The following is a 15,546-nucleotide window of genomic DNA, read 5'->3' on the forward strand; positions in this document are numbered from 1 at the left end:
GCATGAAGACGTACAGCCGGACAGAAACCATCGCCCGCATGAACGCACTGGCCGGAGCCAATGTGCCCTTCCTCTTCATCGTAGACTACGCGCAAGAGCAGTCGCACATTGAGCCCCTCGACCGGATAGACCCCGCCACCTGCCTTTTCCAATTCCCGAAGGCAGGCAACACGGAGACGGCTGCAACAGCCCTTGCCAGAAGCACAGCCGCCCGATGCGCCGGCCCTATCCAGTGGGACATCACTCCCCCTTCCCCCGCCGCATACAGACATTCGTTCGACCTCGTGAAGCAAAACCTGCTGGCAGGCAACAGCTACCTGACGAACCTCACTTGCCGGGTACCCGTCACCACCAATCTGACACTGGAAGAAATATTCCTCCACTCCGAAGCCTTGTACAAGCTGTGGCTGAAAGACCGGTTCGTCTGCTTCTCCCCCGAAATCTTTGTCCGCATAGAGAAGGGCAAGATAAAGTCCTTCCCCATGAAAGGCACCATCGACGCTACCCTGCCCGATGCGGAACAGCTCTTGATGCAGGACACCAAAGAGGCAGCCGAGCACGCCACCATCGTCGACCTGATACGCAACGACCTCAGCATGGTTTCGGAACACGTCGAAGTGACCTCCTACCGATATATAGACCGCCTGCAAACCAATAAGGGCCCCATCCTCCAGACCAGCTCCGAGATATGCGGCACCCTGCCCGAAGACTACACCGCACACCTGGGCGACATCATCTTCCGCCTGCTTCCTGCCGGCTCCATCACCGGCGCCCCCAAGCCCAAAACCGTAGAAATCATCGCCCAGGCCGAAGACTACCGCCGGGGCTTCTACACCGGCATCATGGGGCATTATGCCGACGGACAGCTGGACAGCGCTGTCATGATACGCTTCATCGAGCAGGAAAACGGCCAGCTCCACTTCAAGGCAGGAGGCGGCATCACCGCCAAAAGCCGGTGGGAAAGCGAATACAACGAAGTAATACAGAAAATATATGTGCCTATTTATTGAAACCATACGCATCGACCACGGAAGGGTCTGCAACCTTTCCCGCCACAACCGGAGGCTGAACGATACCCGCGCCCACTTCTGGCCGGAAAGCACACCGCTGCAACTGTCCGATTATCTGTCGTCTCCCGGCTGTGGAGCAGGCATCACCGGGGCGGGCATCGTCAAGGCACGCGTAGTGTATGGTGAGAAAGGTATTGAAGATGTCAGCTACTCCCCCTACACCGTGCGGCACGTGCATTCGCTGGCACTGATGCAGGCCGATACCATCGACTACACCTACAAAAGCGCCGGACGCGAACCGCTGAACCGCCTCTTTGCCCTGCGCGGCGCATGCGACGACATTCTGATTGTGAAACAAGGCCTGCTGACAGACACCTCCATCGCCAACATCGCCCTTTCCGACGGCACCCACTGGTACACGCCGGCACATCCCCTGCTGAAAGGAACCAAACGGGCAGCCTTGCTGGAAGAAGGAATCTTGCAGGAAAAAGACATCAGACCGGAAGACTTGCCTTCATTCTCTACCGTCAGACTATTCAATGCCATGATTGACTGGGGAGAACTGGAGCTCCCCGTACGGAACATCATCCCATAGAGCCGCTACTCGTGCATATCGTTGAGATGTATCTCCAACGACTTCACCGATATATATATTTCGTACACCGATATGGCCAGCGAAACAATCAGCAATATCAGCGCCAAACCGAAAATATAGGCCGAAAGCAGATGGAGACGGATATAGACAAAGAACATGCTGACCACGCACAGCAGCAGGCTTCCGATGCCCGCCACCTGCATGGCACGCGTCAGGTAGAGCCGCTTCCTCAGGTTGGCAATCTGCGCCGCCTTCACCGAAGACGGGTTCTCCATGTACTGTTCCTTTAAGGTGCGCACCAGTTGGGCATAGGACAAGAAACGGTTAGTATAGGCCAGCATAATCAGCGATATGGCCGAAAACAGCAAAGCGGGGGTGGTTAAATCTATTTCCATAAGAATGATGCTTAATTATATCTATCCGTCCCGATAGCAGGACTTACTTCCGCAAAGATAAACGAAAGATTGAAACCACAGAAACAAGTTTCCTTTTTTCCATTTCCCAAAGATTTATCCTACTTTTGCAGTGACAATAAAAAACGCCTTACCACCGTAACTTAACAAATACGACCATGCGATATACCGTTTCCGCTCCTGCCTCACTGCACGCAGCCATACAGCTCCCGGCATCCAAAAGCATCAGTAACCGGGCACTCATCCTCCACTCCCTTGCCCACGGCAATATCCTGCCCTGCAATCTGAGCGATTGTGACGACACCATAGTGATGACTCGCGCCCTCGACGGAAATCCCGGACATATAGATATCCTTGCCGCCGGCACCGCCATGCGTTTCCTCACCGCCTACCTCAGCGTAACTCCTGGCACCCGAATCATCACCGGTACGCAACGCATGCAGCAACGCCCCATCCGCATACTGGTAGACGCCCTGCGAGAGCTCGGCGCCCGCATAGAATACGTCGGAAACGAAGGGTTCCCTCCCTTGCGCATCACCGGAACAGAACTGACCGGCAGCGAAATATCCCTCGCCGGCAATGTCAGCTCACAATACATATCCGCCCTGCTGATGATTGGTACCGTCCTTCCCAAAGGCCTGCGCCTGCACTTGACGGGTGACATCATCTCCCGCCCCTACATCAACCTGACCCTGCAACTGATGCGCGACTTCGGCGCCCAAGCCGACTGGGTCTCCGAAGATTGCATCACCGTCAGCCCCGGCGGATACACGGATACCCCTTTCACCGTAGAAAGCGATTGGAGCGCCGCCTCTTACTGGTATCAGATGATGGCAATAGAAGGAATTAAAAATGAAAAAATAAAAGGGGGAGACAGAAGTAGCGCAAAAGAAAGTGAAGACAGCACGAAGGAAGAAGCGCACACGGCAGAAATCGAACTGCTCGGTCTCTTCGCCCACAGCTATCAAGGCGACAGCCGCGGCGCGGAAGTCTTTACCCGCCTCGGCGTCCATACCGAATATACAGACCGGGGAGTAAAACTGACCCGGAAGGGTACTCCCGCCACCCGTCTCGACGAAGACATGGTGGACATCCCGGACCTGGCGCAGACCTTTGTCGTCACCTGCTGCTTGATGGACATCCCTTTCCGCTTCACCGGACTGCAAAGCCTCAAAATAAAGGAGACCGACCGTATCACCGCCCTCATTACGGAACTGCGCAAACTGGGTTACGTCGTGCGCTCCGAGCAAGACAGCATCTTGTTGTGGGATGGCGAACGCTGCCCGGCAGACGCTGACCCCGTCATCGCCACCTACGAAGACCACCGTATGGCCATGGCATTTGCCCCCGCCTGCCTTGTACTGCCCCAAATACGGATAAATGAACCACAGGTCGTTACCAAATCTTACCCTGCTTACTGGGAAGACTTGCAAAAGGCGGGATTTAAAGTCTGCCAAGATGCAATGCAATCTTAGAATAAAGCTTTTATTCTTAGAAATACAGCCTTTATTCTTAAGAATATAACCTTTATTCTTAGGAATAAAGGATACATTCTAAGATTAGGATGCATCCAAAGTAGTTTTATACTGCGTTCCAGGCAAGTAATGCCTGCGTCGGGTGGAAGTAATCTGCCTACCTGCAATCTGACTCATTATTTTGTCGTGTACAAAACAATGTGTATCTTTGTCCGTTCTATTAATGGAACATGTTTTTCAAGAAAAGGAAGCCCATGTGGATATTGATTATTAGCCTGATTGTCCTTGCCCTCGTGGCAGCCACAGCCGGAATTATACGCAATCGGAAACTGCAGAAGAAGATAGACCGCGGCGAACTGGACGCCATGCCCGAAGTGCAGGAAGTGAATTCCGAATGCTGCGGACAGCATGAAATCTGCGAACGTGACAGCTTACTGGCAGCCGTCAGCAAACAAATTGAATATTACGATGACGAGGAACTGGACAAATACATCGGCACCGCTCCCGATGCCTATACTCCCGAGCAGGAAGACGAGTTCCGCGACGTGTTCTACACCATGCAAGACACGGACGTAGCCGGATGGGTACGCAGCCTGCAACTGCGTGGCATAGCCTTGCCGGACAACATCAAGGATGAAGTGTTCCTCATCATCGGCGAACGCCGTCTCACCCCCCATTCCTAACACTCCACATCCAACTTTTAATTTTTAATTCTTAATTTTTAATTGAATAAATGGAGCTACTGCAATACACTTTTTTCCAACATGCCCTCATCGGCAGTCTGCTGGCAAGCATTGCTTGCGGGCTGATAGGCACGTACATCGTTACCCGGAGACTAGTGTTCATCAGCGGCGGATTGACGCATGCATCTTTTGGCGGTATCGGTCTGGGATTGTATACCGGCATTTCCCCCATTCTGTCGGCAGCCTTGTTTGCAGTCTTGTCCGCTTTCGGTGTAGAGTGGCTCAGCAAACGGAAGGATATGCGGGAAGACTCTGCCATTGCCGTATTCTGGACATTGGGCATGGCACTGGGCATCATGTTCACTTTCCTCTCGCCGGGATTCGCCCCCGACTTGTCCGCCTATCTCTTCGGCAACATTCTCACGATTACCTGGAGCGACATCGCTCTATTGGGAGGGCTCGCCGTCCTGCTGATACTGTTTTTCGCGCTGTATCTCCATCCCATCATCTACGTGGCTTTCGACCGGGAGTTTGCTCGCTCGCAAGGTATTCCGGTGCAGGTATTCGAATATGTACTGATGATGTTCATTGCGCTGACCATCGTGGCATGCCTGCGCATGGTGGGCATCGTGCTGGTTATTTCACTGCTCACCGTTCCGCAGATGACCGCCAACTTGTTCTCGCACCGGTTCCACCGCATCATCTGGCTTTCCATCGGCATCGGTTACCTCAGTTGCCTGGGCGGGCTGATGATTTCTTTCTACTTGAATGTCCCCTCGGGTGCATCCATTATATTCTTTTCCATCATTATCTATGCCATTTGCAAGACGGGAAAAAGTTTTTGGCTATATTTGCAACGCTAAATCAAAAGACACAATGGAAATCAAAATTCAGTCATTAGACCAGATTCACGAAGCCGCCCGCCAGTTCATCGCTGAAATGGGTGACAATACCGTCTTCGCCCTCTATGGAAAAATGGGGGCGGGCAAGACGACTTTCATCAAAGCCGTTTGCGAGGAATTGGGCGTTTCCGACGTCATCACCTCCCCTACCTTCGCCATTGTTAACGAATACCGTTCCGACACTGCCGGCGAACTGATTTACCATTTTGACTTCTACCGCATCAAGAAGCTGGAAGAAGTGTATGACATGGGGTACGAAGATTACTTCTACAGCGGCGCCCTCTGCTTCATAGAATGGCCGGAGCTGGTAGAGGAGCTTCTGCCGGGTAATACCATCAAAGTGACCATTGAGGAAATAGAGAACGGAGAGCGGAAAGTCACCCTGGAAGACTTTGAATAACCCCTCCCCCCTCTTTTTAATTTTTAATTTATAATTTTTAGTTCTCCATGAGCCAATACATCGTTCAAGGGATTTTTGCCGTCGCAGGCATCATCGCCTTGCTGGCAGCCATATTGGACTGGAACTGGTTCTTTACTGCCCGAAACACCCAGTTTATCGTACAAAATGTAGGGCGGCGACAAGCCCGCCTGTTCTACGGCGTATTGGGTGTCATCCTCATCGGCACGTCCATCTTCTTTTTTCTGAATACGCCACCGGCTACATAAAAACAAAAAATCGCGGATGAAGCCATGCTCATCCGCGATTTTCCTATACTTTTGATACAGACTATTCTTCGTCCAAAGATTCCGTATATTCCATCTCACCTTGTACGATGAAAAGGATTTCTTCCGGATCATAGTCACCCATCTCATCCTTATGGGCTTCCTTGACAATATAGTCCACGATTTTCCCCAAATCAATCTCGATGTACCCATCCGCATCCGGCTGCGCATCAAGGATGCCGCTCTCGGAATAGTACTCGTCAATCAAATCGAGAAAATAATAGAACTCGTCGTCAGAGAACTTCTCTTTCAACTCCTGCGGCAAATAATTCTTGATGTACTCGATGGTCTTTTCATCATCGACATCATTCTGCAAAAAATCGTCTTCCATTCCCATACTTACTATTGCTTAAAGGGTTAATGTTATTGACTATTTGACGATTTACGATTTACTATTTGGCTGCGCTATGATGCCGAAAGGGTAAATCGTAAATAGTAAATCGTCAAATAGTACCTTATAATATCGCTTCTATCTTGGCCACGTAAGCAGATTTCGGAGCAGAACCTACTTGCTTGTCCACCAGCTCTCCATTCTTGAAGAACAAGACTGTAGGGATGTTGCGTATACCATATTCGGCAGCCACGTCGCCGTTCTCATCCACGTCACATTTGCCAATGATTACCTTTCCTTCATATTCAGTAGCCAATTCATCGATGATTGGTCCCACCATCTTACAAGGGCCGCACCAAGGTGCCCAGAAATCCATAACTACCGGTTTTCCCTCTGCCAGGATTTCTTGAAAATTGCTGTCTGTAATTTCTAAAGCCATTTCTTTTAATATTAAATGTCAACTATAATTATTAATTTACTGTCAATTGCGTTTTATCAACCTTCGCTTTCGAAGCAAAGATAGTGCAAACCGAATGCAAAACAAAATGAACTAGTTCATTTTTTATGCTGAGATGCAGCCTATCTTCGTTTTCCAACAAAGATAACTAATTAATCCTGAACTCAAGATCCGAACGCTCTTTTAAATAAGTAATCAGTTCACGCCCCACGGAAAGCTTCACGGGACGGGAAATCAAATCGACCGTCATCTTGCTATCCTCATCTCTGACTTTGAAATAAAGCTCCGTACTGCCCGGACGTTCCTTGGTCAGTTCCGCCAGTTCAGTTATCAAAGCCTTGTTCAGCACACTCAGCGGAATGAGAATGGTTATCTTCTCAATCAGTTTCTCCTTGACGTCAGGCAACAGTTCCATGGAGGTTATCTTCAGCTCCAACTCATCCTGCCGCCATTGCTTGGGCTGGCAACGGGCTTTGATGAACAAGAAGGTACGTTCACCCAGATACCCCTGATAGGTCACCCAATCATTTCCGAAGAAAGGAAGCTCTGCCGAACCGGAATAGTCTTCAATCTTGGCTATGCCGTAAGGATTTCCATTTTTGCTGATACCGCGACGCACGGCGGTCACGATGCCACCCATTGTTATTTCGCGTCCCACAAGTGCCGTCTTATCTTCCAGCTCTGCCATGTGAGTGTTGCAAACATGCTCCAGAACTACGGAATACTCATCCAACGGGTGTGCGGACAGATAGATACCTACCAAATCGCGCTCCCGGTTCAAACGGTCGAGGTCGCTCCAACGTTCCGCTACCGGTATTTCCGGAGTGGCGATATCCACCACATTCTCACCGCCGAACAAGGAGTTTGCAGCCGCAGCCTGGTCGGCCTGGTAACGGTTACCATACCGCACCAAGGTTTCGAGGAAGACCTCGTTCTTGGAATTTACGGCAAAATACTGCTCTCGCTTCAGCTCCGGGAAGCTGTCGAACCCGCCCGCCAAAGCAAGACATTCCAGATTCTTCTTGTTGCAGGCTGTCAGATTGACACGCTGCACAAAATCAAATATACCCTTGAAAGGACCATTCTTCTCGCGTTCCTCCATGATGCTCTGCACAGCACCCTCGCCTACCCCTTTCACCGCGCCAAGACCAAAACGGATATTGCCTTCCTTGTTCACGGTGAACTTCAGGTTACTTTCATTCACATCCGGCCCCAATGTATTGATGCCCATTGCCTTGCATTCGTCCATCAGTTTGGTTATATCGGTAATATTCGCCAAACTTCGGCTCATGACCGCCGCCATGTATTCGGCCGGATAGTTGGCCTTGAGGAAAGCCGTCTGATAGGCCACCCACGAATAGCAAGTGGCATGTGACTTGTTGAAGGCATAGGATGCAAACTTTTCCCAGTCGGCCCAGATTTTCTCAAGCACTTTCGGGTCGTGGCCGTTCTTTTGTCCGCCCGAAATGAATTTCGGCTTCATGTGGTCCAGCTTGTCACGCAGTTTCTTACCCATCGCCTTACGCAAGGCATCGGACTCACCACGGGTGAAGTCCGCCAGCAAACGCGACAGAAGCATGACCTGCTCCTGGTAGACCGTAATACCGTAGGTATCCTTCAGATACTTCTCCATGATGGGGATGTCATACTCGATGGGCTTGCGTCCCCACTTACGGTCGATGAAGTCGGGGATATAATCCATAGGTCCCGGACGGTAGAGGGCGTTCATGGCAATCAAGTCCTCGAAAGTGCTCGGTTGCAACTCACGCAGATATTTCTGCATACCGGCCGATTCAAACTGGAACGTACCGATGGTGCGGCCGTCGCAATAGAGTTTATAGGTAGCAGGGTCGGAAATGGATATCTTGTCGATGTCGAGTTCCAAGCCGCGGTGCAGACGTACATTGGCAACGGCTTCCTTAATGATGGACAAGGTTTTCAGTCCGAGGAAGTCCATCTTGATAAGTCCCGTATCTTCGATGACGGAACCTTCGTATTGGGTTACGAGCATCTTCTCGCCCGTCTCCTTATCATCCGCCGTGCTGACGGGTACCCAATCCGTGATGTCGTCACGGCAAATAATAGTACCGCAGGCATGCACACCCGTACCGCGTACATTACCTTCCAGCATCTTGGCATATTTCATCGTATCGCGCACCAGCGGATCGGGCGAAGCCTCCGCAGCCTGCAATTCGGGTACGTACGCGATAGCATTCGGCAGGTTGAGTTTTTTGTCGGGAATCTTATCCGGCACGAGCTTGCACAGACGATCCGATTCGCTCAAAGGCAGTTTCTGTACGCGCGCCACGTCCTTGATAGCCATCTTGGTCGCCATCGTGCCGTATGTAATGATGTGCGCCACCTTCTCTTGCCCGTACTTCTCCGTCACCCAGCGGAGCACTTCTCCACGCCCGTCATCATCGAAGTCCACATCGATATCAGGCAAAGAGATACGGTCGGGATTCAAGAAACGCTCGAACAGAAGGTCGTATTGAATCGGGTCTATTTTCGTGATGCCCAGGCAATAGGCCACCGCCGAGCCGGCAGCCGAACCACGTCCCGGTCCTACCGAAACGCCCAGCTGTGTGCGGGCGGCATTGATAAAGTCCTGCACAATCAAGAAGTATCCCGGGAAACCCATCGTCTTCATGATGTACAGCTCAAAGACCAGACGCTCCTTCACCTCGTCGGACAAGGGATCACCGTACAGCTTTTTAGCACCGTCGAATGCCAACTTTGCCAGATAGTCGGCTTCCAGCTTGATACGGTACAGTTTGTCGTAGCCCCCCAGACGCTTTATCTTGGCATTGGCGGCATCCTCATCCAGCACCACCTTGCCGTTTTCATCCTGGGTAAACTCATCAAATAAGTCCTTTTCGGTATATTTCTGCCGATAGCCCTCTTCCGTTCCGAAATCTTCCGGAATAGCAAACGTAGGCATAATAGGAGCGTGGTCGATGGAATAATATTCCACCTTGTCCAAAATCTCCAAGGTATTGGACAAGGCTTCGGGAACATCCTCAAACAAGGCGTTCATCTCAGCCTTTGTCTTCATCCATTCCTGCTTGGTATAAAGCATTCGGGTAGGGTCATCCAGATCTTTACCCGTGCTCAGACAAATCAGGCGGTCGTGCGCTTCCGCATTCTCTTCATCCACAAAGTGGACGTCATTAGAGCAGATAACCTTAATGTCATATTTCCGGGCAAGCTCCAGCAACTTGGCATTCGCCTTCTGCTGAAGCGGATAGGCTTCGTGGTTGGCACGGGGAACAGTGGCTTTATGGCGCTGAAGCTCCAGATAGTAATCATCGCCAAACAGATTCTTATACCAGCGTACAGCTTCTTCTGCCTCTTCCAGCTGGTCATTGATAATCTTCTTAGGAACCTCGCCACCGATACAAGCCGAGCAGACAATCAGCCCCTCATGGTACTTTTCCAGTTCACTGCGGTCTGTACGCGGACGCATATAGTATCCCCTTGTCCAGGCATGCGATACAAGTTTTATCAGATTGTGATACCCCTTCTCATTCTTTGCCAGCACAATCAGGTGATAGCCACTCTGGTCCGGCTTCCCCTCCTTCTTATCCATGGTTCGGCGGGCCACATACATTTCACAGCCTACAATCGGCTTGAACAGCTTGCTTTCCGCTTCTGCCATCTTGGCACGACAATCGGCAATCTCCGCTTCCTTGTCTTCACACTCTATCTCACCGCTTTCAATACCGGCAATCCTTTTCTTGAGGTCCTTTATCTCCCCCTTTGGCCCGCTGTTCTTCTTGTTGACATAGTTGGTGAACTCCTTGATACCGAACATATTTCCATGGTCGGTCACGGCAATGCCTTTCATACCATCCTTCATGGCCTTGTCAACCAGCCTGCTGACACTTGCCTGACCATCCAGAAGAGAGTATTGGGTATGGACATGTAAATGAACAAAATCTTGCATATATATCCTTTCTATTGAGAGCCTAAAATTACAACCTCTATCACAGCTAACAAAAATATTTCCCAAAAAGTTATCAACATGCACATTTCTCTCTCCAAATCCTTGTTAGATTTTCAAAATAAGCCTATTTTTGCAGATAATTTCTATCTAAATTAGCAAATACGATATACATGGGTCGATTAAAAAGATTAAAAAAGATACGCATACACCGTGAAGGAACACATACATTGGCAGGCAGCCTGGTTCTGATTCTGGCTGTCAACACTGCCCTTTACTTCGGATTGGAATGCAAAGTTCCTTTTTACGTAGTAGCGGTCATCAGCCTCATAGTATATGGCATACTCGTGAACTTCTTCCGCTGCCCCATCCGTTTGTTCGGACAAGAAACGGAGAAAGTCGTGGTAGCTCCTGCCGACGGTAAAATCGTAGTGGTGGAAGAAGTGGAGGAAAACGAATACTTCCACGACCGCCGTATCATGGTATCTATATTCATGAGTCTGGTCAATGTACACGCCAACTGGTATCCGGTAGACGGCACGGTAAAGAAGGTATGGCACCAAAACGGAAAGTTCATGAAAGCGTGGCTGCCCAAAGCCAGCACCGACAACGAGCGTTCCACCGTAGTAATAGAAACTCCGGAAGGCGTGGAGATTATGGCACGACAGATAGCCGGAGCCATGGCGCGCCGCATCGTGACCTATGCCGAACCGGGCGAGGAATGCTATATTGACGAACATATGGGTTTCATCAAATTCGGCTCCCGCGTGGATGTCTTTCTACCGTTGGGCACCGAAGTATTCGTTAAACTAGGACAACTGACTACCGGCAATCAGACTGTGATAGCCAAACTTAAATAATAAAAGAACAACAATGGCAAACTGCATTACCCGCCATATTCCAAATACTCTGACCTGCCTGAACCTATTCTCCGGGTGTATTGCTTGTGTCATGGCATTCGAAGCCAGATATGAATGGGCACTCGCTTTCATTATCTTCAGTGCCGTATTCGATTTCTTCGATGGCATGATGGCACGTGCACTGGACGCACACTCCATTATCGGCAAGGATTTGGATTCTCTGGCAGATGATGTCAGTTTCGGAGTGGCCCCTTCCCTGATTGTATTTTCCTTGTTCAAGGAAATGGACTATTCGGGCGCAATGGAAAGCTTGGCCGGCGTTTTCCCCTATCTCGCATTTCTTTTGTCCGTATTCTCTGCACTGCGGCTTGCCAAGTTCAACAACGATACCCGCCAGACGAGCTCTTTCGTAGGACTTCCCGTCCCGGCAAACGCCTTGTTCTGGGCTTCATTGGTGACGGGCGCTCACGACTGGCTGGTGAGCAGCAATTTCCATCCGGTTTATCTGTTGCTGCTGGTCTGCCTTTTCTCATGGCTGCTTGTATCGGAGATTCCAATGTTCTCACTCAAATTCAAGAATCTGTCATGGAAAGACAATAAAACAAGCTTCATTTTCCTGCTTGTCTGCATTCCGTTCCTCATCTTCTTGGGAATCTGCAGCTTTTCTGCAATCATCGTCTGGTATATACTGCTTTCGCTTATTACAAGGAAAAGTAAATAAACAAATCTTTGGCACGGTTGTTGTATTGAAGTTCGCAGAAAACGAACACATAAAAAGACATTAGCCCATGTTTCATATTTTAGGATTTTTATTCATCATCATAATTGCCATTCTGCTCATTGGCCTCAGCATTATCGGTACTGTCATCCGGAACATATTCGGATTGGGCGGACGCCGTACTTCCTCCAACTCCGGTCCCTACCAAAAAGGAAATGGTAATTACCAGCCGGGAGGGTATTCCTACAATGATAATAGACAATCGTCTGAGGAGGCACAAACTGAAGAAGGTGAAATACGCCCCCGCCACAAGAAACTGTTCTCCAAAGACGAGGGAGAGTATGTGGATTTTGAAGAAATCAAAGAGTAGAGATTAGGGATAAAGGATTAGAGATTATTTGCGCTTGGCGGCAAAGAACTCTTTCATCAGGGCGGCACATTCATCTGCCAGAATTCCTTTTACTACTTGTGTTTTGGGATGCAATGCCTGCGAGGCATAGCGCTGATACCCTCTTTTCTCATCTTCAGCACCAAACACCAGACGTCCCATCTGCGCCCAGGCAATGGCACCAGCACACATCACGCAGGGTTCCACTGTGACATAGAGAGTACATTCATTCAGATATTTGCCGCCAAGAGTTGCAGCGGCAGCGGTAATGGCTTGCATCTCGGCATGGGCGGTGACATCCGTCAAAGTCTCCGTCAAATTATGGGCACGAGCTATGATACGGTCCTTGCACACCACAACTGCACCTACGGGAACTTCTCCCCGTTCACCGGCCTTATGGGCTTCCAAAAGCGCCTGCTTCATATAATAGCTATCGTCCAACGCCACCCCCTTTAATTTTTAATTTTCACCTCCTCATGTCGTGCTCACCGAACAAAGTAGGATAATCCTCTTCCATATTCTTATGGATAAACATGAGAATAGTCTCCCGCAGCCAACGCGACTTGTTCGTTATCTTGTATTTCTCCAGATAACGGTCCACAATCCGCTGCTCTTCCTCGCTCATCAGGCATACCATGCGCTGCTCGCGTTTCGGTTCTTCGGGCGTTGCTTTCGCACACGTTTTATCTCTCTTTCTCATATTTCCTGCAAAATTACTTTTACTTCTGTAAAAACAAAACGAACCTACGTAATTTTTATATCGGAAACACTTAAATAGCACTGAAATATTTTTTTGACCGGTAAACTTAAAGTATTTCTTAAAAACATTTTAATTTAGTAATTAAAAACGTATTTTTGGAGAGTTCTAAATTTAAAAGGTATGAAACATGTAAATTATCTTAGTTTCTTTCTACTCACATTGTTCAGTATAAGTTTTATCTCATGTAGTGACGATGACGATAATAAACTTAATACCGGCATAACCAATCAGAGTTGGACAGAGGGAAAATCCCTGGAGATCAGCCAGGATAATGAGTTGTCTGTAAGCTTCAATGCTGCAGCCAAATGGGTAGCTTCCGTCACCTCAGGAGCGGATTGGTGCAAACTGAATACGACCTCGGGTACAAAAGGACAAAGCACCTTGAAATTATCTGTAAGTACAAGTTCCACCACCGACCGGACAGCCAGAATTTCCATTAATATAGACGGCTATTCTCCTGCAAGTTTTGAAGTTACACAAAAGGGGACCAGTGTTCCCCAAACCACTGAAGATATGGAGATTAACGCAAAAGTTGATGAATATCTGAGGGAAATGTATCTCTGGAACGATGAATACAAAACGTTGAATCTTGACCATAACAAAGGCTATGAAGACTTCTTCTATGATGCATTGGGAAGTATGACTACCAATACATTGGATAAAAAAACATATGTCGGTAGCGACGGCAAGACATATTATAATCTTTTCTCTTATATCCAGCTATTGCCCAATATTAGTTCAACCCGTACCACCAAAATTGTAAACAAGGAACTGGCATATAGTTTCGGTATCACCGGTATAACCCCCATAAGCATTGGCACACAAGCAGAAAATACCATTTATTTCTGCCTCCAAGGTGTATATCCCGATTCACCGGCCTCCGAAGCTGGACTCAAACGAGGAGCAATGATAAGCCTGATAAATGGAAAGAAGATAAATAATAACAATATTAATAACTTCTATTACGACATATTGTCACCAGATGCAACTATCAACTATACTTTGACAGAAGATGTCGTAGAAGGAGGCACCATTACCGGGCAAAAGGAATACACCATAACTTCCAAAGCCACATACAACAACCCCGTCATCTTCAGTAATGTCAAGGAAGATATAGAAGGACATAGAATCGGTTACCTCGTTTATTCTGGGTTCGAGGCAGGCTTTGACCAAGAATTATTCAATGTTTTCAAAGATTTTAAAAACAAGAACGTCACAGATTTGATTCTGGACTTGCGGTACAATGGTGGTGGGCATACCATGTCGGCTAATCTGATAGCAACTTGTATTGCCGGTACTGCCTCTCAAGGTAAAGTATTCAGCAGTTTACGATACAATGATGAAAGAATGGCAAAACTCAATAACAAACGGGAAGATGAATTATTTGCATACTCCAGTTATCCCAACTTGGGTACTTCCTTATCAGCCGGAAGCCTCAACCTTCCCCGCGTCTACTGCCTTGTCGGAAATGGAACGGCCTCTGCCAGTGAACTCGTCATTAATTCCTTAGAAGGAATAGATTTGGACGTAATACTTATAGGTGAAAAGACCACTGGTAAGAACGTAGGTATGGAATATGAGGAGTACACTGTCCGGAATAACACATATCGTGTTGTTCCTATCACCTTCCAAAGCTATAACGCCAAAGGATTCGGGGAGTATGAAAAAGGATTTGAACCCGATATATTGATGGATGAAACCAATCCTTATAACGAACAAGGTGTATTCTATATTCATAAAGATTATGGAAACAATGAAGAACCTCTGTATGCCAAGGCCATTGAACTGATTACCGGTACAAATCCAGCCCCCCAAACGCGCAGTGCAGTGGTCAATACATTGGATGGTAAAACTTATAAGTTGCCCGCTATCTTCCGTCCTGGACACGACGGTATGCTGATGCCTGCCAGACACGCAGAATAATGAGTGCACACAATATTCTTGGAAAAGCCGGTGAAGACGCCGCTGCCAAATACTTGGAACAGAACGGTTACACCATACGTGACCGTAACTGGCGAAAGAATCACCTTGAGCTGGATATTGTAGCCGACAAAGATAAGGAACTGATTATTGTGGAAGTGAAAACCCGTAGCAATACGGATTACATTGAGCCGCAGGATGCCGTGAACTGGCAGAAAATACGACGTATTGTCGTAGCGGCCGATGCCTATATCAAGCACTTCTGCTTGGATGCACCCGTCCGCTTCGACATCATAACGGCTGTAGGCGAACCGGGTGCATTCAAGATAGAGCATCTCAAAGAAGCCTTCTATCCGCCGATGTTCTGA

18 protein-coding genes are annotated in these 15,546 nt (G+C 48.6%); 12 read left to right on the top strand and 6 right to left on the bottom strand.

Annotated elements, in window-relative coordinates; translation table 11 throughout:
* Window positions 1-2 precede the first annotated feature (2 nt).
* Both DWY55_RS01645 and DWY55_RS01650 read left to right on the top strand, forming a co-directional pair.
* Window positions 3-1,010 (top strand): aminodeoxychorismate synthase component I, encoded by a 1,008-nt coding sequence (locus tag DWY55_RS01645; protein WP_005824166.1) that lies wholly within the window; start codon window positions 3-5, stop codon window positions 1,008-1,010.
* Entirely contained in the window at window positions 994-1,605 is a 612-nt protein-coding gene (locus tag DWY55_RS01650; protein ID WP_117877838.1) for an aminotransferase class IV family protein, read from the top strand. The genes DWY55_RS01645 and DWY55_RS01650 overlap by 17 nt, the downstream gene beginning before the upstream one ends.
* 5 nt (window positions 1,606-1,610) lie before the next feature.
* Here DWY55_RS01650 and DWY55_RS01655 read toward each other — a convergent pair whose 3' ends face one another.
* Window positions 1,611-2,000 (bottom strand): DUF2721 domain-containing protein, encoded by a 390-nt coding sequence (locus tag DWY55_RS01655; RefSeq protein ID WP_057097244.1) that lies wholly within the window; start codon window positions 1,998-2,000, stop codon window positions 1,611-1,613.
* A 176-nt stretch (window positions 2,001-2,176) separates the two neighbouring features.
* Between DWY55_RS01655 and DWY55_RS01660 the strand changes: the two genes are divergently transcribed.
* The 5 genes from DWY55_RS01660 (at window position 2,177) to DWY55_RS01680 (ending at window position 5,744) form a co-directional block, all read left to right on the top strand.
* A complete protein-coding gene (locus tag DWY55_RS01660; RefSeq protein ID WP_117877836.1) occupies window positions 2,177-3,493 on the top strand; it encodes a 3-phosphoshikimate 1-carboxyvinyltransferase in 1,317 nt (438 codons plus the stop codon).
* Window positions 3,494-3,747: 254 nt separating this feature from the next.
* The gene (locus tag DWY55_RS01665; protein ID WP_008665724.1) at window positions 3,748-4,176 is read left to right on the top strand and encodes a hypothetical protein; all 429 of its coding nucleotides are present in this window, start codon (window positions 3,748-3,750) and stop codon (window positions 4,174-4,176) included.
* Between the two features lie 50 nt (window positions 4,177-4,226).
* On the top strand, window positions 4,227-5,039 hold the full coding sequence (locus DWY55_RS01670) for a metal ABC transporter permease (protein ID WP_005824182.1): 813 nt from the start codon (window positions 4,227-4,229) through the stop codon (window positions 5,037-5,039).
* A 13-nt stretch (window positions 5,040-5,052) separates the two neighbouring features.
* On the top strand, window positions 5,053-5,478 hold the full coding sequence (tsaE, locus tag DWY55_RS01675) for a tRNA (adenosine(37)-N6)-threonylcarbamoyltransferase complex ATPase subunit type 1 TsaE (RefSeq protein ID WP_005824185.1): 426 nt from the start codon (window positions 5,053-5,055) through the stop codon (window positions 5,476-5,478).
* A gap of 47 nt (window positions 5,479-5,525) precedes the next feature.
* The gene (locus tag DWY55_RS01680) at window positions 5,526-5,744 is read left to right on the top strand and encodes an immunity 17 family protein (RefSeq protein ID WP_008665728.1); all 219 of its coding nucleotides are present in this window, start codon (window positions 5,526-5,528) and stop codon (window positions 5,742-5,744) included.
* Window positions 5,745-5,805: 61 nt separating this feature from the next.
* Here DWY55_RS01680 and DWY55_RS01685 read toward each other — a convergent pair whose 3' ends face one another.
* From DWY55_RS01685 to dnaE, 3 genes are all read right to left on the bottom strand, one after another.
* The gene (locus tag DWY55_RS01685) at window positions 5,806-6,138 is read right to left on the bottom strand and encodes a hypothetical protein (RefSeq protein ID WP_005824189.1); all 333 of its coding nucleotides are present in this window, start codon (window positions 6,136-6,138) and stop codon (window positions 5,806-5,808) included.
* A 118-nt stretch (window positions 6,139-6,256) separates the two neighbouring features.
* The gene (gene trxA / locus DWY55_RS01690; protein WP_005824191.1) at window positions 6,257-6,571 is read right to left on the bottom strand and encodes a thioredoxin; all 315 of its coding nucleotides are present in this window, start codon (window positions 6,569-6,571) and stop codon (window positions 6,257-6,259) included.
* 166 nt (window positions 6,572-6,737) lie between these two features.
* Complete coding sequence (gene dnaE, locus DWY55_RS01700; RefSeq protein WP_009037192.1) at window positions 6,738-10,535, bottom strand: DNA polymerase III subunit alpha; 3,798 nt, start codon at window positions 10,533-10,535, stop codon at window positions 6,738-6,740.
* Between the two features lie 170 nt (window positions 10,536-10,705).
* On the opposite strand from dnaE, the gene DWY55_RS01705 reads away from it, so the two are divergent.
* From DWY55_RS01705 to DWY55_RS01715, 3 genes are all read left to right on the top strand, one after another.
* Entirely contained in the window at window positions 10,706-11,392 is a 687-nt protein-coding gene (locus tag DWY55_RS01705; RefSeq protein ID WP_005835112.1) for a phosphatidylserine decarboxylase family protein, read from the top strand.
* A gap of 13 nt (window positions 11,393-11,405) precedes the next feature.
* A complete protein-coding gene (pssA, locus tag DWY55_RS01710; RefSeq protein WP_005835110.1) occupies window positions 11,406-12,113 on the top strand; it encodes a CDP-diacylglycerol--serine O-phosphatidyltransferase in 708 nt (235 codons plus the stop codon).
* Between the two features lie 67 nt (window positions 12,114-12,180).
* Window positions 12,181-12,480: a DUF4834 family protein gene (locus DWY55_RS01715; protein ID WP_005824202.1), complete on the top strand. Its 300-nt coding sequence runs from the start codon at window positions 12,181-12,183 to the stop codon at window positions 12,478-12,480.
* A 24-nt stretch (window positions 12,481-12,504) separates the two neighbouring features.
* Here DWY55_RS01715 and DWY55_RS01720 read toward each other — a convergent pair whose 3' ends face one another.
* Both DWY55_RS01720 and DWY55_RS01725 read right to left on the bottom strand, forming a co-directional pair.
* Window positions 12,505-12,939 carry a nucleoside deaminase gene (locus DWY55_RS01720; RefSeq protein WP_009037193.1) on the bottom strand — a complete coding sequence of 145 codons (435 nt, stop codon included), beginning with the start codon at window positions 12,937-12,939 and terminating at the stop codon, window positions 12,505-12,507.
* A gap of 25 nt (window positions 12,940-12,964) precedes the next feature.
* Entirely contained in the window at window positions 12,965-13,198 is a 234-nt protein-coding gene (locus DWY55_RS01725; RefSeq protein WP_005824205.1) for a hypothetical protein, read from the bottom strand.
* Between the two features lie 180 nt (window positions 13,199-13,378).
* Here DWY55_RS01725 and DWY55_RS01730 point away from each other — a divergent pair, with 180 nt between their 5' ends.
* Window positions 13,379-15,181 (top strand): S41 family peptidase, encoded by a 1,803-nt coding sequence (locus DWY55_RS01730; RefSeq protein WP_008665734.1) that lies wholly within the window; start codon window positions 13,379-13,381, stop codon window positions 15,179-15,181.
* Window positions 15,181-15,546: a YraN family protein gene (locus DWY55_RS01735; RefSeq protein ID WP_117681224.1), complete on the top strand. Its 366-nt coding sequence runs from the start codon at window positions 15,181-15,183 to the stop codon at window positions 15,544-15,546. Before DWY55_RS01730 ends, DWY55_RS01735 begins: the two co-directional genes overlap by 1 nt.

It is taken from the genome of Bacteroides sp. AF25-38AC (genome assembly GCF_003602995.1).
Classification (GTDB): Bacteria; Bacteroidota; Bacteroidia; order Bacteroidales; family Bacteroidaceae; genus Bacteroides; species Bacteroides uniformis.

Coding starts and splice junctions, on each gene's coding strand:
- DWY55_RS01660 (WP_117877836.1), top strand. CDS start 2,177: ATGCGATATACCGTTTCCGCTCCTGCCTCACTGCACGCAGCCATACAG.
- pssA (WP_005835110.1), top strand. CDS start 11,406: ATGGCAAACTGCATTACCCGCCATATTCCAAATACTCTGACCTGCCTG.
- DWY55_RS01715 (WP_005824202.1), top strand. CDS start 12,181: ATGTTTCATATTTTAGGATTTTTATTCATCATCATAATTGCCATTCTG.
- tsaE (WP_005824185.1), top strand. CDS start 5,053: ATGGAAATCAAAATTCAGTCATTAGACCAGATTCACGAAGCCGCCCGC.
- dnaE (WP_009037192.1), bottom strand. CDS start 10,535: ATGCAAGATTTTGTTCATTTACATGTCCATACCCAATACTCTCTTCTG.
- DWY55_RS01735 (WP_117681224.1), top strand. CDS start 15,181: ATGAGTGCACACAATATTCTTGGAAAAGCCGGTGAAGACGCCGCTGCC.
- DWY55_RS01725 (WP_005824205.1), bottom strand. CDS start 13,198: ATGAGAAAGAGAGATAAAACGTGTGCGAAAGCAACGCCCGAAGAACCG.
- DWY55_RS01680 (WP_008665728.1), top strand. CDS start 5,526: ATGAGCCAATACATCGTTCAAGGGATTTTTGCCGTCGCAGGCATCATC.
- DWY55_RS01685 (WP_005824189.1), bottom strand. CDS start 6,138: ATGGGAATGGAAGACGATTTTTTGCAGAATGATGTCGATGATGAAAAG.
- DWY55_RS01665 (WP_008665724.1), top strand. CDS start 3,748: ATGTGGATATTGATTATTAGCCTGATTGTCCTTGCCCTCGTGGCAGCC.
- DWY55_RS01645 (WP_005824166.1), top strand. CDS start 3: ATGAAGACGTACAGCCGGACAGAAACCATCGCCCGCATGAACGCACTG.
- DWY55_RS01705 (WP_005835112.1), top strand. CDS start 10,706: ATGGGTCGATTAAAAAGATTAAAAAAGATACGCATACACCGTGAAGGA.
- DWY55_RS01670 (WP_005824182.1), top strand. CDS start 4,227: ATGGAGCTACTGCAATACACTTTTTTCCAACATGCCCTCATCGGCAGT.
- DWY55_RS01650 (WP_117877838.1), top strand. CDS start 994: ATGTGCCTATTTATTGAAACCATACGCATCGACCACGGAAGGGTCTGC.
- DWY55_RS01655 (WP_057097244.1), bottom strand. CDS start 2,000: ATGGAAATAGATTTAACCACCCCCGCTTTGCTGTTTTCGGCCATATCG.
- DWY55_RS01730 (WP_008665734.1), top strand. CDS start 13,379: ATGAAACATGTAAATTATCTTAGTTTCTTTCTACTCACATTGTTCAGT.
- trxA (WP_005824191.1), bottom strand. CDS start 6,571: ATGGCTTTAGAAATTACAGACAGCAATTTTCAAGAAATCCTGGCAGAG.